General features: G+C 62.6%; 21 protein-coding genes. 8 read left to right on the plus strand and 13 right to left on the minus strand.

Going from position 1 to position 20,357, the window contains the following annotated elements:
- Window positions 1–42: 42 nt before the first annotated feature.
- The 4 genes from AX756_RS01105 (at window position 43) to AX756_RS01120 (ending at window position 6,033) form a co-directional block, all read left to right on the plus strand.
- Entirely contained in the window at window positions 43–1,578 is a 1,536-nt protein-coding gene (locus AX756_RS01105; protein WP_068307562.1) for a YjjI family glycine radical enzyme, read from the plus strand.
- Window positions 1,550–2,416 (plus strand): YjjW family glycine radical enzyme activase, encoded by an 867-nt coding sequence (locus AX756_RS01110; RefSeq protein ID WP_068307564.1) that lies wholly within the window; start codon window positions 1,550–1,552, stop codon window positions 2,414–2,416. The genes AX756_RS01105 and AX756_RS01110 overlap by 29 nt, the downstream gene beginning before the upstream one ends.
- 190 nt (window positions 2,417–2,606) lie before the next feature.
- Complete coding sequence (locus tag AX756_RS01115) at window positions 2,607–5,054, plus strand: ATP-binding protein (RefSeq protein WP_197431041.1); 2,448 nt, start codon at window positions 2,607–2,609, stop codon at window positions 5,052–5,054.
- A 7-nt stretch (window positions 5,055–5,061) separates the two neighbouring features.
- On the plus strand, window positions 5,062–6,033 hold the full coding sequence (locus AX756_RS01120) for a glycine betaine ABC transporter substrate-binding protein (protein WP_068307568.1): 972 nt from the start codon (window positions 5,062–5,064) through the stop codon (window positions 6,031–6,033).
- Here AX756_RS01120 and AX756_RS01125 read toward each other — a convergent pair.
- From AX756_RS01125 to AX756_RS01160, 8 genes are all read right to left on the minus strand, one after another.
- Window positions 6,002–6,937 carry an esterase-like activity of phytase family protein gene (locus AX756_RS01125; protein WP_068307570.1) on the minus strand — a complete coding sequence of 312 codons (936 nt, stop codon included), beginning with the start codon at window positions 6,935–6,937 and terminating at the stop codon, window positions 6,002–6,004. The genes AX756_RS01120 and AX756_RS01125 overlap by 32 nt on opposite strands.
- Complete coding sequence (gene mepA / locus AX756_RS01130; RefSeq protein ID WP_068307574.1) at window positions 6,910–7,812, minus strand: penicillin-insensitive murein endopeptidase; 903 nt, start codon at window positions 7,810–7,812, stop codon at window positions 6,910–6,912. Before mepA ends, AX756_RS01125 begins: the two co-directional genes overlap by 28 nt.
- Window positions 7,776–9,149: an MFS transporter gene (locus AX756_RS01135; protein WP_068307576.1), complete on the minus strand. Its 1,374-nt coding sequence runs from the start codon at window positions 9,147–9,149 to the stop codon at window positions 7,776–7,778. The genes mepA and AX756_RS01135 overlap by 37 nt, the downstream gene beginning before the upstream one ends.
- Window positions 9,150–9,226: 77 nt before the next feature.
- Complete coding sequence (locus AX756_RS01140) at window positions 9,227–9,427, minus strand: hypothetical protein (RefSeq protein ID WP_068307578.1); 201 nt, start codon at window positions 9,425–9,427, stop codon at window positions 9,227–9,229.
- A gap of 144 nt (window positions 9,428–9,571) precedes the next feature.
- Window positions 9,572–9,910: a DUF8846 family protein gene (locus AX756_RS01145; RefSeq protein WP_068307580.1), complete on the minus strand. Its 339-nt coding sequence runs from the start codon at window positions 9,908–9,910 to the stop codon at window positions 9,572–9,574.
- Between the two features lie 52 nt (window positions 9,911–9,962).
- Window positions 9,963–10,898, minus strand: coding sequence for a hypothetical protein (locus AX756_RS01150; protein WP_068307582.1), 936 nt, complete (start codon window positions 10,896–10,898; stop codon window positions 9,963–9,965).
- A 257-nt stretch (window positions 10,899–11,155) separates the two neighbouring features.
- On the minus strand, window positions 11,156–11,995 hold the full coding sequence (dapD, locus tag AX756_RS01155) for a 2,3,4,5-tetrahydropyridine-2,6-dicarboxylate N-succinyltransferase (RefSeq protein ID WP_068307584.1): 840 nt from the start codon (window positions 11,993–11,995) through the stop codon (window positions 11,156–11,158).
- Between the two features lie 55 nt (window positions 11,996–12,050).
- Window positions 12,051–12,980, minus strand: coding sequence for a threonine/serine dehydratase (locus AX756_RS01160; RefSeq protein WP_068307585.1), 930 nt, complete (start codon window positions 12,978–12,980; stop codon window positions 12,051–12,053).
- 67 nt (window positions 12,981–13,047) lie between these two features.
- Here AX756_RS01160 and AX756_RS01165 point away from each other — a divergent pair, with 67 nt between their 5' ends.
- The 3 genes from AX756_RS01165 (at window position 13,048) to AX756_RS01175 (ending at window position 15,137) form a co-directional block, all read left to right on the plus strand.
- Entirely contained in the window at window positions 13,048–13,899 is an 852-nt protein-coding gene (locus tag AX756_RS01165; protein WP_068307586.1) for an LOG family protein, read from the plus strand.
- A 2-nt stretch (window positions 13,900–13,901) separates the two neighbouring features.
- Window positions 13,902–14,537, plus strand: coding sequence for a class I SAM-dependent methyltransferase (locus AX756_RS01170; protein ID WP_068307587.1), 636 nt, complete (start codon window positions 13,902–13,904; stop codon window positions 14,535–14,537).
- 72 nt (window positions 14,538–14,609) lie between these two features.
- Window positions 14,610–15,137 carry an HdeD family acid-resistance protein gene (locus tag AX756_RS01175; RefSeq protein ID WP_156461351.1) on the plus strand — a complete coding sequence of 176 codons (528 nt, stop codon included), beginning with the start codon at window positions 14,610–14,612 and terminating at the stop codon, window positions 15,135–15,137.
- Window positions 15,138–15,208: 71 nt separating this feature from the next.
- Here the strand turns inward: AX756_RS01175 and rlmN are convergent, their stop codons facing one another.
- Both rlmN and AX756_RS01185 read right to left on the minus strand, forming a co-directional pair.
- Window positions 15,209–16,396: a dual-specificity RNA methyltransferase RlmN gene (gene rlmN, locus AX756_RS01180; RefSeq protein WP_068307593.1), complete on the minus strand. Its 1,188-nt coding sequence runs from the start codon at window positions 16,394–16,396 to the stop codon at window positions 15,209–15,211.
- A 91-nt stretch (window positions 16,397–16,487) separates the two neighbouring features.
- Complete coding sequence (locus AX756_RS01185; RefSeq protein ID WP_068307595.1) at window positions 16,488–17,015, minus strand: invasion associated locus B family protein; 528 nt, start codon at window positions 17,013–17,015, stop codon at window positions 16,488–16,490.
- Between the two features lie 168 nt (window positions 17,016–17,183).
- Between AX756_RS01185 and AX756_RS01190 the strand changes: the two genes are divergently transcribed.
- The gene (locus AX756_RS01190) at window positions 17,184–18,182 is read left to right on the plus strand and encodes an asparaginase (RefSeq protein WP_068307601.1); all 999 of its coding nucleotides are present in this window, start codon (window positions 17,184–17,186) and stop codon (window positions 18,180–18,182) included.
- Between the two features lie 17 nt (window positions 18,183–18,199).
- Here AX756_RS01190 and AX756_RS01195 read toward each other — a convergent pair whose 3' ends face one another.
- The 3 genes from AX756_RS01195 to serB all read right to left on the minus strand — a co-directional run bounded on the left by AX756_RS01195 (window position 18,200) and on the right by serB (window position 20,302).
- The gene (locus tag AX756_RS01195) at window positions 18,200–18,517 is read right to left on the minus strand and encodes a YciI family protein (RefSeq protein WP_068307603.1); all 318 of its coding nucleotides are present in this window, start codon (window positions 18,515–18,517) and stop codon (window positions 18,200–18,202) included.
- 158 nt (window positions 18,518–18,675) lie between these two features.
- On the minus strand, window positions 18,676–19,431 hold the full coding sequence (locus AX756_RS01200; protein ID WP_068307604.1) for a TSUP family transporter: 756 nt from the start codon (window positions 19,429–19,431) through the stop codon (window positions 18,676–18,678).
- The gene (serB, locus tag AX756_RS01205) at window positions 19,424–20,302 is read right to left on the minus strand and encodes a phosphoserine phosphatase SerB (protein ID WP_068307605.1); all 879 of its coding nucleotides are present in this window, start codon (window positions 20,300–20,302) and stop codon (window positions 19,424–19,426) included. The genes AX756_RS01200 and serB overlap by 8 nt, the downstream gene beginning before the upstream one ends.
- Between the last annotated feature and the right edge of the window lie 55 nt (window positions 20,303–20,357).

A 20,357-nucleotide genomic window follows, 5' to 3' on the forward strand; every position in this document is an offset into this window, starting at 1 on the left:
TTGCGGTAGACTCGACGCATCTGGACAGTCGGGAGCGGCGCAATGCCCCAGAACTTGGAAAGACTTCAGGCCATCGTCACGGACCCAACGCTGAGCCTCGCCCAAAAAGCGCGGTTCCTGTCGCTGGAGGCCGAGAACATGCTGCCTTATCCCGAAACCCACGCGGAAACCGCGCAGGCGCTGGCCGATGGCATCCTCTGCGATCTGGCCGAGGGGCATGCGCCCTACAAGCCGCGCTACGTTCTGCCGGATCTTTCCGTTCTGCTCACGAAGGGGAGCGAATATCTCGAACTCGACCCGCCCGAGACGCTGGACGAGGCGATCAACTGCCTGATGATTGCCTTTCACCATGTGCCCTCCGTCACGGCCATGCCGGTCTTCATCGGTCATATCGACCGGCTGTTGCTGCCCTATTGCGACGGGGTCGGCGAGACGGAATTGATCGGCAAGATCCGCCTTCTCTGGCGCTATATCGACCGAGTTCTGCCGGATGCCTTCCTGCATGCGAATATCGGCCCACATGACAACCGCGTTGCCCGCGCGGTGCTTCAGGTTGACCGGGAATTGCAGCAGGTCGCGCCAAACCTGACACTTCTCTACGATCCCGAGCTGACCGGCGAGGACCTCCTGCGGCTTGCGACCGACAATATCGTCGCCTGCTCCAAGCCCCATATCGCCAACCACCCGCTTCACGCGGCTGCCTTCGACGAACGCGGCTACGGGATTGTCAGTTGTTACAATGCCCTGCCGGCCGCCGGTGGCGCGGGCACCCTCGTGCGGCTGAACCTGCACGAGGTCGCCCGGCGGGCGCGCGGCATTGACGATTTCCTGAAACGCGCGCTGCCGCATTTCATGGACCTGCAATTCCGCCTGATCCAGGCACGCATGGATTACCTGTTCGAGCAGTCCGGTTTCTTCGACAATTTCATCGTGAAGGAAGGCTGGATCGAACGGGATCGGTTCACTGCCATGTTCGGGGTCTATGGCATGGCGGAGGCGGTCGATCACCTGATGGGCCTCGACAACAGCACGGCCCGCTATGGTCGGGACGCGGAGGCGAATACTCTGGGCTATCGTATCTCCGAAGCGATGGCCGCGCGGGTCGAGGCAACGCCGGTCCGGCACGCCTGGCGCGAACGCGCGCTTCTGCATGCGCAGGCGGGCATCAGCACGGATCTGGAAGCGACGCCGGGGGTACGCATTCCATATGGGGCCGAGCCAGACCCCGTCAGCCACGTGAAGGCGCTGGCGCCGCATCACGCCTTCTACCCGGCAGGGATCAGCGAGATCCTGACCATCGACGAAACCGTTAAGGCCAATCCGCAAGCGCTTTACCGTCTGTGCAAGGGAGCACTGGCGAGCGGTTTTCGGGAGTTCACCGCCAACGTGGCGGGCAATGATCTTGTCCGGGTCACGGGCTACATGATCCGCCTGTCGGATGTGGAGAAATACCGTCGGGAGGAAGGCTCCCGGATCAATACCACCGGACTCGGGGCCGAGGCGGCGGAACTGACGGGGATCCTCGACCGAAAACCACGCGTGATAGCTCATGAATATGCCCCGGGCTACGGTCAGTAAGCTTCTCTCCTTTTCCTGCGTGGACGGGCCGGGCAGCCGCATGGTGCTGTTCCTGCAGGGGTGCAATTTCTCCTGCGCGACCTGCCACAACCCGCACACGATGGCCTTCTGCAACGATTGCGGAGACTGCGTGGCGGCCTGTCATGCCGGATCCCTGTCGCTCGTGGATGGGCATATCCATTTCGATCCCACCGCGTGCGACCAATGCGATGAATGTCTCCGGATTTGCCCGATCCACGCCAACCCGATGGCGCAACATATGGAGCTGTCGGAAGTCCTCGATAGGCTCCGCCGGGACAGCGTCTTTCTCGACGGCATCACGGTTTCGGGTGGCGAGGCGACGGTTCAGCTCAAATTCGTGACCGCCCTTTTCAAGGCGATCAAACAGGACCCTTCCCTCGCTCACCTGACCTGCATGATCGACAGCAACGGCCATCTTGGCCCCGCCGGCTGGGCGCAGGTACTGCCCTGGACCGACGGCGTCATGCTGGACATCAAGGCGATGGACCCCGGCACGCATAAGCGCCTGACAGGCCGGGACAACACAAAGGTGCTGGAGAGCGCGCGGATCCTGCATGATGCGGGGCGCCTTGAGGAATTGCGGCTGCTCGTCATTCCGGGCCTCACCGACAGCGTGGCGGAAGTCGCGGCGCTCACGGATTTCATCAATGGGTTGGATCCGGCGACACGGCTGCGCCTGAACGCGTTCCAGCACCACGGTGTCGTCGGTTCCGCGCGGGACTGGCCGGCGGCCGATCGCGCCTGCGTGGAGCGAGTCGCCACCATGCTCGAAGGCGCGGGGTTGTCGGCAGTAGCCCGGCCCACCGTCTATCTTTAGCCGATAATCGGGCTGAATTTCGCGCAGGCCTCCCAAAACGCGCCGATGCGCGTCATTCTGAGGCGGTGTGGGCAATGCTGCGAACTTGCGAGTATTCGCATCTGCGATAAACTTCCCTCGCGGGGGATGTTCGACCCGCAATATACCAGGACGGCACTTAATCAGATACTTACCTACATTCGTGATCGCATTGATCCTCCTGCTTGTTGCGGTTCTCGCCGACCGTCAACAAGGCAAGGTGCTATTGCAAGACAGCTGGGAACAGGTGGGAATAACGCTCGAAACCACCCGCTCGCGTTTCGAGCGGCGTCTCGACACCAATATCGAGATACTCCACGAACTTGCCGGCAAACTCGGCTCGTCAGAGGACATCCCGCAATCGGGATTCGAACTCCTCGCCGAGAGCGCCTTTGGCGAGCGTCCGGAAGCGCTTGTCACGGAGTTCTCACCCGATTTCGTCACGACGTTCGTGTATCCGGTCGAAGGCAATCGCGCGCGCATAGGCCGTGACCTGCGCGACAAGCCGGGTCCGGCCAGCGCCCCTCCGCGGCTGAGATCGCAGCTCGGCGCCTTCATGTATGGCCCGGTCAAGCTCGAAGACGGGACGAGCGTTCTGGGCCTGCATCTGCCGCTGCTGAAACTGGACAACGACCCGGTGTCGGTGGTCGGAGCAATCTCCGTGCTGCTCGACATCGAAGCAATGTTTCGCCTGAGCGGCATACCGGACCCGGACGGCGAAACCGAATATCTCGTCCTGTTCGAGAACGACGCCGAGGGCGCGCAGAACATCCTCCATGGTTCGATGGGTGTCATGGAAGACTCCCCCGTCACCTCCGAGATTTCGTTCCCATACGGGCACTGGACCATCCTCGCGCGTCCGTATGACGGGTGGCGCCCCGACAGGGAGGCACAGCGTTCCTATCGGCTCCTTCTGCTGGCGCTTGGCGTGATCATTCTCGTGCCCGCACTCTTCGCCAACCGTTTCGCAGTTGCACGCAGGGAATCGATCCTCGAATTGGAGGCTGCCAAGACCCAGCTTTCCGGCGTGCTGCATAACATGCCGGGCGTCGTCTTCACCTATCGAATGCCGCCTGGCCATGTGCGCCCAGGGCCGACGGATGAGATCTACTTTTTCCAGAGAGAAAGCTGCACGGAAATCTGGGGGATCGATGCCACGATCCTCGAGAATGACATCGTGAAGCTCTGGAGCCTCGTAAGCGACGAAGACGCGCTGGAACGGTTTCTGGACGAGATCGCGCAATCGGCGACCGAGCTGCGGGAATGGCATTTTGTCTGGCCAACGCGCATGCCAGACGGCACCGAAAAGTGGCTGGAAGGTCGCGGGCACCCGACCAAACTGCCCGATGGAGCGACGCTCTGGTACAGCCTGATCATCGATGTAACCGAAGAGGTCGAGCGCAAGGCAGAGTTGGAGCACCAGAAGGAACTGGCCTATCTCGCACAGAAGAACGACAGTCTTGGCAAGCTGACCGGCGGTGTCGCCCATGATTTCAACAACCTTTTGGCAGTGATCATGGGCAACCAAGAGCTCCTGCGGGACGCGCTGACAGGCGGGCCCGATGCGCGGCCGGACTTGCTCGAATTCGTCGACAACAGCCTGAAGGCCAGCGAACGTGGCGCAGGCCTGACACGCAAGATGCTTGCTTTCGCCCGGCGCGCGCGGCTCGAACCGGCCGTGCTGGATCTCAACCAGGTCGTTCGGGAAACCGCTGCCTGGGCTGGTCGCACAATGCCAGAATCCATACAGGTGGTGACTGAGTTCGACGAGGCGCTCCCCAAGGTGAAACTCGACAGGGGATCTTCCGAAAACGCCCTGCTCAACCTCATGGTCAACGCGCGGGATGCGATGCCAGAGGGCGGGACACTCACAATCAGCACGTCGGCCGTCAGCCTGAAGCAGGACGATCCGGTTTGTGGGAGCATGGGGCTGGAGCCGGGCACCTATGTTCGTCTGGTGGTGGAGGATACGGGCACCGGCATTTCGCCCGAGATCCTGCCCCGAATCTATGAGCCGTTCTTTTCCACCAAGCCGCTCGCTTCTGGCTCCGGCCTTGGCCTGTCGATGGTGCAGGGGTTCATGGAGCAGTCCGGTGGCGCCGTTCAGGTTACCTCGGAACGCGAAAAGGGCACCCGGTTCGAGTTGTATTTCCGCGCCATGAAGGCAGGCACGGTATCCGACCGGATGCGGCACGACCCCGCCCCGGCCATGCCGCACAGAAAGCGGCGGATCCTGCTCGTGGAAGACGAGAGCGACGTGCGCAAGGTCCTGTCGTCGATCCTGTCGGCGGCCGGCTACGCGTTGATCGAAGCGGAAACGGGCGATGATGCTTTCGAGCTGTTCAAGCAATCGCCCGATGTCGACCTGCTGCTCACCGATATCGTGATGCCGGGGAAATTGCAGGGTTCGGATCTGGCGGGCGCCATTCGCGGCATGGTTCCGAACCTGCCGGTTCTCTTCCTGTCGGGATACGACGTCACATCCGACAAGACGGATAATGGTTCTCGGGAGCCGGATATCTGGTTGACGAAGCCAGTCAGCCGCAACGCGCTGATCAGGGCGGTGGAACGCGCGCTCGGGCAAGGCGCCGATGGGCAGGCAGGGACGCGGGAGATGTGACGGGACGATGGCAAAGCGACTTTTCCGTGCCCTGATCGCCGCGCTCATTCTGGGCGTATCGCTCCCGGCCCGCGCGGCCGATCACGTAGCGATCGGGGAGCCAACTTGGATCGGAGCCCAGATCATGGCGCGGCTCATCGGTCATATTATCGAGGACCGCTTCGACATATCCGCCACCTATGTTCCCCGCGCCAATGCCGGGATCTTTGCCGCGATGGACCTGGGGCGCGGAGAGATCGACGTTCATCCCGATGTCTGGCTGCCCAACCAGTCTTCCCTGGTGGATCTCTACGTGAAACGGAAGGGAACGGTCTTCCTGTCCAGTGGTAGCTATTTCGGGCGCAGCGGTATCTGTCTTCCAAGGGGCTATGCAGAGCGGCACGACATCCACGCGGTTCAAGAACTCGCGGATCCCCGCCTGCGCGGGCTTCTGGACACGGACGGGGACGGGGTCAATGACATCTGGATCGGAGAGGAGGGCTGGGCCTCCACCAATGTCCACAAGGTGAAACTGCGCGACTACGGTCTCGAAACGGCATTGGTCGCAAATACCGAGAACGAGGCCCTTTACCACGACCGTATGGCACAGATTCTGGCGGATGGCGGCGGCGCTGTCTTTTACTGCTACACGCCGCATTACGTTCAGGTGCTGTTCGATCTGGTCATGTTGACAGAGCCCGCGCATGATCCCGCGACGTACCGTCCCGTTTACCCCGATCAGGATGCCCGCTGGTTCGAGCTGTCCCATGTGGCGTCGGCCGATCGGATCAAGACAGTGCGCGTGGCCTATTCCGGCCGGCTGAACCGAAGCTTTCCAGAGGCGGCGCATTTTCTGTCGAGCATGGACATGGACGCCTCCGACCTCTCGGACCTGATTCTGGCGGTGCAGGTCGATGGCCAGAAAATCGACGTGGCGGTCGACGCCTGGATCGCTGAAAATCCGCAGGTCATCGATCGCTGGTTGGTCGGCGCTGAATGACCTTGGCGATTGAGCGCCCTTCCTGAAGGACGACCTCGACGATCTGCGTGCGCAGGAACGAGAGGAAATTGTCGTCCGAAACCATGACTGCGCGGATCCGCTCCGCGTCGTCCTGCCAGATCGCGATGCCTTCCAGGTTGCCGTGCCTCCCTGGAAGCGACTTGTAGAGCATTTCGCCATCTAGGATCCCGTCGGCCTCCGAAATGTCGAAGCGCCGGATACGACTGCGAAAGCCGAACCCGACGAAGCCCCGTTCCAGAAGGTAAAGCTGGCCATCGGGGCCGAAATCGGCGCCAACAGCATTCCAGCCGAACCCGCGCGAGAGAAAAAACGGCTGTCGCCACGACTGGCCGTCATAGGTGTAAACCGGATAGGTGGTTTTCGAGTCCGGTTTCTCGGGAAGGGTCAGAATCGTTCCATCGGGCAAGCTGGCCAGTGCTTCAAGGCTGCCATTGGCTTTCATGTGATAAAAGGCTTTGCTCCGCGCAAGCCGCTCCGGTAGAGGCCCATCAGGGTCGTGGCGCCACACCCGGCTGTTACTTTCATAGGACACGAGAAAAGTTCCGTCGCTTTCAAGCGAAACCCCCTCGGCATCTTCGACGAAAGGGTAGATCCACGGACCAAAATCGCTCTTCAGCCACTCGGGCTCCCCTGCTTCCACGGCCACCAGCCGCCCACCTTCCCTGATCAGGCGCCCACGGGTAAAGGCACCGGCGTCGCCAACGGCCAGAAAGCCCACGCCGTCCGGCAACAGGTCAACCGCCGACCAGCCACCGAAATTCTCGCTTTCCATGCTCCAGGATATGGCCGTGACATTCCTGGGCAGGATCTCGCGTACAGCCAGACCCGCCACAAGGAACAGACACGCCAGCGCGATCAGCGCGACGACAATACGGCGCCACATTGACCGGGAAGATCCGCCATTGTGAAATCACGCGCGCTTTTTTTCTTCGGCGCGGGCTTTGCGGGCTTGGTGGCTTTCGGCGGGTTCAGATAGTCGGTCACCCACCATTGCAGGGTGTCATCGCAACCGTCCTTGCCCTTGGACAGCTCTTTAACGGTCGGGCTTTGCGTTACGCAGCCACTTGCCCCCTTCGGGCACTTCAGCCGGACGTGGAAATGGTAGTTGTGGCCATAGATCGGACGGATCTTCTGCAACCATTTCCGGTCTTTCCGGCTGGCCGTCTTGCAGAACTCGATCTTGACCGGCGGAGTGACGAAAATCCGGTCCACCCGCGGGTCGAGCGCGGCCCGTTTCAGGATCGCGGCATGGGCCGCCGTCCAGTTGCCGTTGACCGATTTCTGGCTCTCGGCACGCACGTTGATGGAGCTGAGCTTTTCCCGGTCACGGCGGCTCAGGCGCAGGTTGGTCGCCGGTTTCATCCAGATATCGACATCCAGGCCCACCTGGTGCGAGGCATGGCCAGAGGTCATCGGCCCGCCACGCGGCTGTGAAATGTCCCCGATATAGAGCCCCTTCCAGCCAACCTTGGTTGCATAGGCCGACAGGTCCTTGATGAAATCGATCATCACCGGCTGGCCCCAGTTACGGTTACGCGACAGGCGCATCGCCTGCCAGGTCGGCCCGCTCTCGGGGAGCTGCACGTTTCCGGCCGCGCAGCCTTTGGAATAGAAGCCGATCGGCTGCGATTTCTGCCGCGAGGCCGTGTCTTTCGATCCGAAAAGCTGGTTCGCCTTCGGCTCGGCCTGCGCAACGGTGGCCGACAGGATCACGAGGGCAATCAGCCCCGCGACGCGGGCAAGTCGGAAGGTGGACATGCTGCTCTCTCCCCATTGGGTTTCACCCAGACTAGCAGCACCAACCCCAATCCAAAAAGGATTATCAGCGGCAATATCCCCAATTGCTGGCTTCTGGTGATATCGGTGACCACGCCGATGGCAAGCGGTGCCATGAACGCCGTCGCCTTGCCCGCCAGCGCATAGAGGCCAAAGGCCTGTGTCATGCGTTCGGGGTCGCTTTGACGGCACATCATCGTCCGGCTCGCCGATTGCAGGGCACCGCCCGCCGCGCCGATGCTTGCGCCCATGGCGTAGAAAACGAGGTCCGGCAGGGTCGACTCCGCCGCAACCGCCACGCCGAAGACGCTCTCGCGGCTGACGAAGATGACCGCGATGCAGATCGCGGTGAGGATCAGGACGCAGCAGATGATCAACGGTTTCGGGCCGAAACGGTTATCCGCCATACCCCCGAGCCAGGCGAAGAGCGCGGCGGCGATCACCGAGATGATCCCGAAGATCCCGGTGTCGATCACGCCCCAGCCAAGAACGCCCGCCGCATAGAGTCCGCCAAAGATATACAGTCCGTTGAGCGCATCGCGGTACAACATGGAAGAGCCGAGAAAGGCGAAGAGCGACGGTGTCTGCGGCAGCGCTCGCAGGGTCGAGCGCAATTCGGGCCAGGCGTCCTTCGCCGCTTGCCGCAGCGGTACGGTCGCATGGTTCGCCGGCTCCTTCACCCAGAGAAAGAACGGGATCATGAACAGAATGTACCAAAGCGCCGTGAACGGCCCGACGAAACGGGTCCCTTCCCGCGCGACCGGGTCGAGGCCGAAAGCGGGGGCGAGGCCAAGAAGCGTGGTGCCCTCGGCGCTCTCGGCGAAAAAGAACAGCATCAGCACAAGCGCGATCAGCCCGCCGACATAGCCAAAGGCCCAGCCGGAGCCGGAAATTCCACCGATCTCGTTGGCGTCTCCAAGATCCGGCAGCAGCGAATTGGTGAAAATCGTCGCGAATTCCATCCCGATCAGCCCGATGCCGAACAGTCCCAGAATCAGCAACAGATTGAAACCGCCAGGATCCGCGAACCATGCCCCGGCCGAGCCGACAACATAGAGCAACGAAAACGCCCCGACCCAGCCGATACGGTGACCGCCCTTGTCGGCCATCGCGCCCAGAAATGGCGCCGTGACCGCGATCACGGCACCCGCCAGCCCGATCGTGTAGCCCCACGCTGCCTGCGCGGCTGCTCCGTCGGACAAGAGTTCCTTGATATACGGGCCGAAAATGAAGGTGATCAGAAGCGTGTTATATGGTTGGCTGGCCCAATCGAAGAAGAACCAGCCCCAGATACGCTTCCGGTGCGAAATGCCTGTCATGCTTGTGCACGTCCCGTGTCGTCCTCCATGCATTTCGCATGAAGCCTGTGCCACGGGCAAGCTGCCCGAGCGGGCAGCTAGTATGCGACGCGGAGGGGGGGCTGCGCGGATCCCTTGACCGGGCCGATATCTTCGCCAAAGGCTGCGGCCAGCGAGATCATCGCCGCTTCATGCTGTTCCGGCGCAACCATAGGTCCGAAGCGGACACCGGCCGAAAAGAGCCCCGCGATCAATGTCACGGCTGCGGCGGTTACGCGAAGGGCTGGCACGATCTGCATGACGACCTCGGTTTTTGCTCGGCTCCCGTCCGTTTTCCCATTCCGTGACGTCACCAATGGGGCGAGCGTGGGGCAAAAGCCCGGCCCTCGCTCCGATGCCGCCACCTGAACGCCACAATTCGAGCGTTGCGCCATGGCGAGCCGTCAGTCGTAAAAGGGAGTCATCTGGGCGACGATAACCGCGTTCTCATCCAGGGCGCGCTGCATCAGTGTGCGCTCCTCGTCGGGCACTTCATGGCCCTCGGCCAGCCGCTCTTCGAGTGTGCCGTAGCCCGTCACGTCCAGCGGGGCCAGTTCGGCCTGTTTGAGAATGGCCACTGTTTCCCGCACGGCTTCGGCCTCGTCCACACCGGAGGCGTAGCACATCAACGCCGCCCCGGTGGAATCGTTAGGCAGCCCGTCGCCCTCATGACGACCGACCTCGACAAGCAGGGTATAGGCCTGTTGCGGCTTGCGGGGCTTCTTTTGCTTTTTCTCGCTCATGGCATGGCCATAGGCGGTTCCGTCAAACTTGCCAAGCCGCCACCGACAGGTGTCAGCCCGTCCGGCTTCCGTTTCTGCCGCCGTTGAAACTGTCGTCGAGCACAGGAATGAGCGGCAGCCTCTCAAGCCGTTTCGGGCTTGTGGCGCGCCGGGGCATCGGCTCCCAGTCCGGGAAGGCTTCGTAGAGATAGCGCAGCCCGGCGAGGATCGGGCGCGCGTATGGGGTATCGGTGGACAGCCAATCGGCGGCCATTTCCGGCCACAGGGTGATCGAGAACCACCCTTCGGAATCGCCGTTTTCGATTGCTTCGCGGAGCAGGAGCGCGGTGGCGAAGTCATGTGCCGGGTGCCGCCGATCCGACGCCATTTCCAGCAGCGGCGCGAAAAGCGGGCTGTCTCCGGTCAGGCTACCGCGCCGCTCGCCCTTGAGCAGCACGTTCAGTTCGGGCAGCAGCAGAAGCGCCATTTGCGCACCAACAGCCTTCGAGACGCCGGCCTGCAAACGCGCTTGTCCGCGATCGGCAAGCTCCAGAAGGGCGCCCTGAACCTCTTCCCGGCTTTCGCTGAGATGGCAGCTCTCGGGGCGGGGACCGGTGATCTCAACACGGCCTGTATCGGCGCCGATCAGAAATCCCTGGAAAATGGCTGCCCGGTCGCGTTTGGGCAAGGCGCAGTAATTGTCCTGAAAGCTCTCCCAGAAATCGCCCATCGTCTCTGGGTAAAGGCCATGCTGAAGGCGATCTGCCAGCAGGATTGCCGTGGCGGCGGAAAACGCGGCCGGGTCGGCTTCGGGTTGAGACGCAGCGAGTTGCAGCGCATCGATCAACGCACGATCCCGCTCTGTTTCGAGCCGGCATCCCTGATGCAGGACAATGCGGGTCAGCGTCTGGCTATCGCCGCCGCGCTCCTGATCCGAAGGCGGGATTCTGGCGGCAATGCCGCGAATGGCCGATTGCGGTTGCCGCCCAGCGGCGGCGCGCAGGTCCATTATGGCCTGCAGGACTCGGAAACCGAGCGGGGGAGGATCGGGTACCAACATGGTTGTAAACAATGCCCGGCAAATTCGCCGGAATGTTGGCGTTTAATTTATTGAAAATGTTCATTTTCGGGCCGGCGCCACAATTCGAACACCTTCCGGGTCCGACTACGCCCGGAAAGATGGAATTGGCCGGATTTTAGTCACAGGCATTAAAAAAGGCCCACCGGATGGCGGGCCTTAAATCACGTGGGTCTGCCTCGGACGAATCAGTCGCGCAGCAGCTCGTTGATCCCGGTCTTGGAGCGCGTCTGCGCGTCCACGCGCTTCACGATCACCGCGCAATAGAGGTTGATGCCGTTCTTCGAGGGCATCGAGCCCGAGACGACCACCGAATAGGGTGGCACCTCGCCATAGGTGACTTCCCCGGTTTCGCGGTCGACGATCTTGGTGGATTTTCCGATGAAAACGCCCATGCCAAGCACCGAGCCCTCGCGCACGATGCAGCCCTCGACCACCTCCGAGCGCGCGCCGATGAAACAGTTATCCTCGATGATCGTCGGGCCGGCCTGCATCGGCTCCAGCACACCGCCAATGCCGACGCCGCCCGACAGGTGCACGTTCTTGCCGATCTGGGCGCAGGAGCCGACCGTGGCCCAGGTATCGACCATCGTGCCCGTGTCGACATAGGCGCCGAGATTGACGAAGGAGGGCATCAGCACCACGCCGGGCGCGACATAGGCCGATTTGCGCACGATGCAGTTGGGAACAGCGCGGAAACCGGCTTCCTTCCACTCCGCATCGCCCCAGCCCTTGAACTTGCTGTCGACCTTGTCCCACCAGTGGCCACCTTGCGGGCCGCCATCCTGCTGTTCCATGTCCTTGATGCGGAAGCCGAGCAGGACCGCCTTCTTGGCCCATTGGTTGACGTGCCAATCGCCGCTCTCCAGCTTCTCGGCCACGCGCAGCTTGCCGCTGTCGAGCGCGGCGAGCGTATCCTCGATGGCTTCCAGCGTCTCGCCGCCGGTATGCGGATTGATCGTATCGCGGATCTCCCAGGCGGCCTCGATGGCCTGTTCCAGCTGGGCGTTGGTCTGAGCACTCGACATGTGACGGTCCTGTTGGTTCGACTGAGTTCCGCCCGCTCTACACGGACGGGCTTGATCAGGCAACGCCGAGCGGGTCTGGCTCGACATTGGCGCCGCACAGTACCAGCGCAACCCGCTCGCCCGGTTCGGGCTGGTAGGCACCCGAACGCAGCGCGGCCAGCGCGGTGGCGCCGGCCGGCTCGACCAGCAGGCGCAGCTTCTGCCAGAGCAGCTTCTGCGCTTCCAGGATCGCCGCGTCGCTCACCACGGCCGTCTCCACGAGCTGTTCGACGGCAAGCTGATGGCAGATCTTGCCGATCTTGCGCGCGCCGAGCGCATTGGCGGCCACGCCGGAAACGTCGACCTCGGCATCGACGCCCTCACGCATCGCTGTCGTCAGCGTCGCACACCCTTCGGGCTCGACCGCGACAACCTTGCGCTCTTCCTCGAACCAGGCCATCGCGCCGGCAATCAGCCCGCCGCCGCCGACAGCGACAAGGATAGTGTCGGCTTCAAGCCCCTGCCCTTCCCACTCGCGGAACAGCGTTCCCTGCCCTTCCACGGTCTCGGGAGAATCGTAGGCGTGCACCTGAAGCGCGCCGGTATCGGCCTCCCAGGCGCGGGCCGCTTCCAACGCTTCGGCATAAGAACCCGGCACAACGACGAGGTCGGCGCCATATTGTTCGATCAGGGAAATCTTGGTGCGCCCGGCCAGCTCCGGCACGAAGATGCGGGCCTTCATGCCGAGCTTCGCCGCCGCATAGGCCACGGCCGCGCCATGATTGCCGCCCGAGGCCGCGACGACACCAACGTCCGGTACCTTGTTCGACAGCAGCGTGTTGAACGCACCGCGCGGCTTGAACGCACCGGTATGCTGCATCTGCTCGAGCTTGATCTCCACGAGCTTCTCGTTCCAGAGCGCACGGGTTTCCATCAGCGGCGTCCGGCGCAGCAACCCGGCGGTGCGATCCGCTGCTGCATCGATCCGCTCTTTCCAGTCGTTCATTTGGCTTTCCTCCAGCGCCGGCACGGTCTAGCGTTTGTTGAACACACAAAACATAGTAAAGCGCGCGATGAAAGACGATCCAACCAAACGCTCCTTCCGCGACGCCCAGGAAGACATTCAGACCTCCTCCGGCGTGCCCGATACCGAGCAGACACGCTCCCCGGCCTATCGTCTCGCCTATGACGATCTGGATTTCATCCTGCGCGACCAGCTCCGACCGGTGCGACTACAGCTGGAATTGCTGAAACCCGAGATTATGATGAAGGAGCAGGAGGTGGAATCCACCATCGTGCTCTTCGGCGGCGCCCGTATACGACCCCCGGAGGAGGCCGACAAGGCACCCACGCCCGAGATGGCCGCGATGAGCCGTTTCTATGACGAGGCACGCAAGTTCGCCCGCATCATGACGGAACGCAGCATCGCGCGGTCTGGTGGCCGGGAAGACATCATCATCACCGGCGGCGGGCCGGGCGTGATGGAGGCGGGCAACCGCGGTGCGGCCGATGCGGGCGGAAAATCCATCGGGCTAAATATCGTGCTGCCGCATGAGCAGGCGCCCAACCCCTACATCACGCCGGAACTCAGTTTCAATTTCCACTATTTCGGCGTCCGCAAGATGCACTTCCTCATGCGCGCCTCCGCCATCGCGATCTTCCCCGGTGGTTTCGGCACGATGGACGAGCTGTTCGAAGCGCTGACGCTGGTGCAGACCGGGCGGATGCGGCAGGTTCCCATCCTGCTCTTCGGGCGAGAATTCTGGGAGAAGGTAATCAACTTCAAGGCGTTGGCCGACGTCGGAACGATCAGCCCGGAAGATCTCGAGCTCTTCCGCATCGTGGAGACCGCCGAGGAGGCGGTGGCCGCGATCGACAGCTGGGAAGGTGTCGGTCTCAAGCGAGGAGAAGTTCCGGGGAGGTAGGCTTGTCCGACAGGGAGCATTGGAACGCGCTTTATGGCAGTCGGGAGGAGACTGCGCTCACCTGGTTCGAGCAGGAAGCGGCCCTGTCACGCCAACTCATTGCGCGCTACGCGAAACCGGGCCAGCCCATCGTCGATGTCGGCGGAGGCGCTTCGCGACTCGTGGACGGCTTGCTTGCAGACAGCTTCGGACCGCTTACGGTGCTGGACCTGTCGGAAACCGCGCTTTCGCTCGCCAAGGCCCGCCTGGGAGCCAGGGCAGCCGAAATCGACTGGATCGAAGGCGACGTTCTGGATTGGGCGCCCGAGTGCACTTTCAGCATCTGGCATGACCGGGCCGTTTTGCATTTCCTGACCGAACCGGCACGACGCGACGCCTATTTCAATGTGATGGCCAGGGCGCTCCGGCCCGGCGGTCACGCGATCCTCGCGACATTCGATCTCGACGGACCAGAGAAGTGCGCCGGCCTTCCGGTGGCACGCTATTCCCCCGACAGTTTGCGGGACGTATTGGCGACCAGTGTGCCCAACACATTCGAGCCCGTCATGTCGCAACGCCATCTTCATGAAACTCCTCTTGGGAAAAAGCAGGAATTTCAGGTATCTGTGTTTAGACGCCTGTCGCCATCCGGTTTGTGAACTGTCTGATCCAGTTGCTGGGTTTCCGGATGATCGAGGAGGCGTCCGTTGACCCTGATCGAGGCAAATCACATGACCAATCGTATTCTCTGGTTCCTCATGGCGCTTATCGCCATTGCTGGCGGTGTTTTCGCGCTGACCAACCCGATCGCCGCCTCCGTCGCCGCGACGGTTATCGCGGGCTGGATGTTCCTGTTGATCGGGATCGTCCAGGTCGTGGCCGGCTTCCGTGCCGAAGGCGCGAGCGCCAAGATCTGGAACATCCTTCTCGGTCTGCTCGCCGTCGTGCTCGGCATCATGATCCTGGGCGAACCGCTCAAGAGCATGGTCGCGCTGACCACGGTCGTTGCAGCCATGTTCCTCGCCACCGGCATTTCCAAGATCATCCTGTCCTTCTCGCTTCAGGACCGCGGCTTCTTCTGGATGGTGCTGATCTCGGGCATCGCCTCGCTGGTGCTTGGGCTGATGATATTCGCCAATTTCCCGGCCTCCGCCGTCAGTTCGCTCGGCATCCTGCTCGGCATCAACCTGATCTTCGACGGCACCTCGGCGCTCGCCATGGCCTTCACTTCGGACGCCAAGGGCGCGGGCGAGGCCTGATCGAGACATAAAAAACGCCGCCAGGCCATCTGGCCGGGCGGCGTCCATCCTTTTCGAAGCCCTCTGCCCGGTCAGCCTTCCAGCCCGGCCTCGGCCGCGATCTGTGCCCGGCTCTTGCGAACGCGCTCGGTCGCCGATTTGAGCTGACCGCAGGCAGCCATGATGTCCTCGCCGCGCGGGGTGCGGATGGGGCTGGCGTAGCCCGCCTTGTAGATGATGTCGGCAAAGCTCTCAATCCGCTCCCAGTCCGAGCGCTCATAAGGCGCGCCGGGCCATTCGTTGAACGGGATCAGGTTGATCTTGGCCGGGATGCCGGCGATCAGCTTCACCAGCCGTTTGGCATCCGCGTCGCTGTCATTCACGCCCTTGAGCATCACGTATTCAAAGGTGATCCGCTCCGAATTGCTCAGGCGCGGATAGTCCCGCAGCGTGTTCAGAAGCGTCTCGATATTCCATTTCTTGTTGATCGGCACCAGCGTGTCGCGCACCTCGTCGGTGGTGGCGTGGAAGCTGATCGCCAGCAGGCAGCCAATTTCTTCGGCCGTCCGGGCGATCTCCGGCACGACGCCGGAGGTGGAAAGCGTGATCCGCCTACGGCTCAGACTGATCCCCTCGTCATCCTTCACGATATTCATCGCGTCGCGGACGGCATCGAAATTGTAGAGCGGCTCGCCCATGCCCATCAGCACGACATTGGAGACGAGGCGCGATTCATCCTTGGGCGCGCGGCCCGGTTCCGGCCATTCGCCGAGGTCATCGCGCGCCAGCATCACCTGGCCGACGATCTCTCCGGCCGTCAGGTTGCGCACCAGCTTCTGCGTGCCCGTGTGACAGAACGAACAGGTCAGCGTGCAGCCCACCTGGGACGAAATGCAGAGCGTTCCACGCCCCTCTTCCGGAATGTAGACGGTCTCGACCTCGTGCCCGCCGGCGATCCGCACCAGATATTTGCGGGTACCGTCCTCGGAGACCTGTTTCGAAACGATCTCCGGCAACTCGATGACGAAGGCCTCGGCCAACTCGGCGCGATAGACCTTGCTGAGGTTGGTCATGTCGTCGAAGTTGCGCACGCCTTTCTGGTAGATCCACTGCCAGAGCTGATCGACGCGCATCTTCGCCTTCTTCTCCGGCGTGCCATGCGCAATCAGTGTGTCTCTGAGCTGCGTACGAGTCAGGCCGACAAGGTTGATCCTGTCGGTTTCGGGCAGCTTGCGGGCAATGGTCACGACATCCTGCGTGATCGGGGCGCTGGCGGTCATAGGCTGATCCTTCGGGGTTGAGGCCCCGATATACAGATTGTCGCAGGTATTTCCAAGTCCCGTGGCGGAAACCGCCCAAAGCGGCGGCGCCCTACTGGGCGCAGCGCTGTTCGGCCTCTTCCATCGCGGCGGTGAAGCCCATGAGTGAGAAGGTGTCCTCGGTCCTGGTGCCGCGGCTGGATCGGGCGGAGAACTTCGCCTCGGCGCCGCGCTTCAGGGCGGTGACCAGCTTGGAATCATCCTCGGGAGAGGCAGGCCAGGCCCATTCGCCCTCGGTGAAAAGCTCGAACGAGCTGTCGCCCACATTGACCGTCACGGTCGAGCCGCTGGCGAAGGGATAGCCGCCGGTAAAGGAAACCTCGCCGGCCGCGCCGCTGCCCGGTCGGAAGGTAACGAACAGAAGGATCTTGCCGCGCTGCACCGAAACCGTGCGCCCATCGCGGGTATTCACCGTTTCCTTGGGCGCGGACACCCCCCAGCACTCCGTCGGGTCATCCTCGACAAAGACACTCCAATCCGTCTTGGCCGCAACACGGTTGTCCGATTCCTGAGCGGCAACCTGACTGCCCAAAACAGCAAACGCGCCGACCATCATGCCAGCAATGATCCGGGAAAACATCTGTTACAGCCTCCAGCTGTCTCTGCCTCAATTCGTACCGCCATTGGTCCTTGTCTCCGGACCTTCCTTGAAGCGGCTGGGATTTCAACCCGCTGCTGCGCATGGTAACGCAAATTTGCCGGTCGGGTGAACCCCTCCCGGCGGATATTTGCCGGAAAGGATTGCACAATGGCCTCAGTTGAGATGGTCGAAATCTGGCGAGGGGAAATCCGCGAGTCTGTTCACCGGGGACATGCTGTCGTTTGCGATGCCTCCGGCGAGGTCGTTGATGCCTGGGGAGAGCCGGAAAAGGTGATTCTGCCGCGGTCCTCGTCCAAGATGATCCAGGCCCTGCCGCTGGTCGAAAGCGGCGCCGCCGACAGGTTCGGCCTGGGCACAGAGCAACTGGCGCTGGCCTGTGCCAGCCATAACGGTGCGGCGATCCACACCGACCGGGTGTCACGCTGGCTGTCGGATCTGGGGCTGGGCGATGACGACCTGCGCTGCGGCCCGCAAATGCCGGACGACCGGCAGGCCCGCAAGGCGCTGATCTGTTCGGACAGCGCGCCCTGCCAGATGCACAATAATTGCTCGGGCAAGCATAGCGGTTTCCTGACCCTGTCGAAGCATCTGGGGGGCGGGCCGGAATATATCGACCCGCTCCACCCGGTGCAGAAAGCCGTGAAGGCCACCTGGGAGGAAGTCACGCAGGAGCCGGTCGCGGGCTACGCCATCGACGGCTGCTCGGCGCCGAATTTCGCCACGACCCTGCATGGGATGGCACGGGCAATGGCCTCCTTTGCCGCCGCGCGGGAGGGCAAGGGCGCAAGTCAGGACGCGCAGTTCCGGCTGGTTCAGGCGATGATGAAACATCCCGACCTGGTGGCGGGCGAAGGCCGCGCCTGCACCAACATCATGCGCGCGCTCGGTGGCGCAGGCGTGATCAAGACAGGCGCAGAGGCCTATTTCACCGCGATCCTGCCCGGCAAGGGGCTGGGCGTGGCGTTGAAGATCGAAGATGGAAGCACGCGCGCCTCGAACAGCGCGATCGCGGCGATCCTGGTGCGGCTGGGCGTGCTCGATCCGGAGCATCCGGCGACTCACAAGCACATGTACCCCCATATCCTGAACCGTCGCGGGGTGGATACCGGCCAGTTAAGGCCGGTACCTGATGTGTTTGACGCCTGAAGCGTCAAGTTCCCGGATCAACCCATGTCCAGGGCTTCGGCAACCTCGACGGAGCCGGAGCCATCCTTCACCATCGGGCAACCCTTGGCGTAATTGACCGCTTTGATCATGTCTGGCGCCTGAATCAGCGTGTAGCCGGAGATCGGGTTGGCACCACCAGTCTGCTCGACAGACCCCTTCTTGACCGTCCAGGACTGTCCGACCGGGTTGCCGCCATCGACAACGGCCGACCCCATTTCGGTGTACCATGCGTTCCACGCCGCCATGGCCTGAGCGCCCTCCTCTTCGGTCTCGGGCTGCTTGCCGCCGTGATATGCAAATACGAATTTGGGCATCCATTTCCTCCCTGTTGGAATCCCGTTTTGAAAATCCTTGAAGTGGCCGGTGCGCACAGCCCGGCCACCCTCCCTGTTTGGTATGGAAAGCATGGCGTCCCGGGCCGGTTTTGTCACCATCGCAAAACGGGGCGGAATGCCCCTTTCATGGGGCCGATCTAGCCCGAGATCAGCAACCGTCCGGCCAGAAGCAGCGAAACCACGACCAGCAGGGGCTTGATCAGCCGCGCGCCCTTGCGCATGGCCAACCTGGCGCCAAGCCGAGCCCCGCCGATCTGGGCCAGTGCCATGACCAGCCCCGTCGCCCACCAGATCTGGCCGACAAGGGAAAACAAGGCCAATCCGCCCAGGTTCGAGGCGAGGTTGAGCGCCTTGGTGTGCGCTGTGGCCTTGAGGATACCTTGACCAGCGAGGAAGACGAGGGACAGCATGAAGAAGCTGCCGGTTCCCGGCCCAAGCAGACCGTCATAGAAGCCAATGATTGGTACGGCAGTCAGCATGAAGACTGACGCCGACATGCGCGGCGCGCGGTCAATATCGTTCAGCCCCGGACGCAAGGCAAAGAAGGACGCAATGGCGATCAGAAGCCAGGGAAGGAAGGCACGCACGCCATCCGTCGGCAAGGTCGTGACCAGCACCGCTCCGCAGGCCGAGGCAACGAATGACACCGCCGCGGGCCAGCGCTGGCTCCAAAGGTCCACATGCCCCGCGCGGGCATAGCTGTGCGCGGCGGTCGCGGCGCCGAAGCTCGCCTGCAGCTTGTTGGTGCTGATCGCCTCGACCGGCGTCGCGCCCACCATGAGCATGACCGGAAGGCAGATCAGCCCGCCGCCGCCGGCGATCGCGTCCACGAATCCGGCCGCAAACGCCGTGCAGACCAATATGGCCAGCACGTCATAGGAAACTTCAAACACCCACGAACTCGTCGCGGCTATAGCCCTGAATGTAGAGCAGGGCGCTGAGGTCGCCGTGATTGATGCGAATGTCGCATTGCGCGGCGACGCTCGGCTTGGCGTGCAGCGCAACACCCGCCCCGGCAAGCTCCAGCATGCCTAGGTCATTGGCCCCGTCACCCACCGCCATCACATCGGCATGGGTGATCCCGAGCCGTTCGGAAATCTCTTCCAGCGCCGCAACCTTCGCCGCACGCCCCAGGATCGGAATCCCCGGCGCGCCAGTCAGCTTGCCGTCTTGTTCCAGAAACGTGTTCGCACGGTGCTCGTCGAAGCCGAGCGTGGCCGCCACTTTCGAGGTAAAGGCCGTGAAGCCGCCCGAAACCAGCGCCGCGTAGCCGCCATTGGCCTTCATCGTCGCAATAAGCTCGCGGCCGCCCGGCGTGAGGGTGATCCGTTCGGCCAGAACCTGATCGATTACCTCGACATCGAGCCCCTTCAACAGGCCGACCCGCTCGCGCAGCGCACCTTCGAAATCCAGCTCGCCATTCATCGCCCGCGCGGTGATCTCCTTCACCCTTGGGCCAACGCCCGCGACATCGGCCAGCTCGTCGATGCATTCCTGCCCGATCATGGTCGAATCCATATCGGCCAGCAGCATCTTCTTGCGTCGCCCTTCGGCGGGCAGAACGACAAGATCAACGCCCAGCGCCTGCATGTCCTCCCAGACCTGCCAGCGATTGGCGGGGACCGACTCCATCTCGAATTCCGCCGCAACATCCGGCGCCAACCATTGCGCCGCACCGCCGCCCCAGGCGTTGCGCAGAGCCTCGACAGCCGCCGCCTCAAGGTGTGGCGTGGCAGGGTTGGTCAAGAGCGTGACGACGTACATGGCATTTGTCCTGGCTTCGGTCCGAGGCTGCATAAATCAGGATCTCCAGCTTTTC

Source organism: Aliiruegeria sabulilitoris, assembly GCF_001558155.1.
Classification (GTDB): domain Bacteria; phylum Pseudomonadota; class Alphaproteobacteria; order Rhodobacterales; family Rhodobacteraceae; genus Tropicimonas; species Tropicimonas sabulilitoris.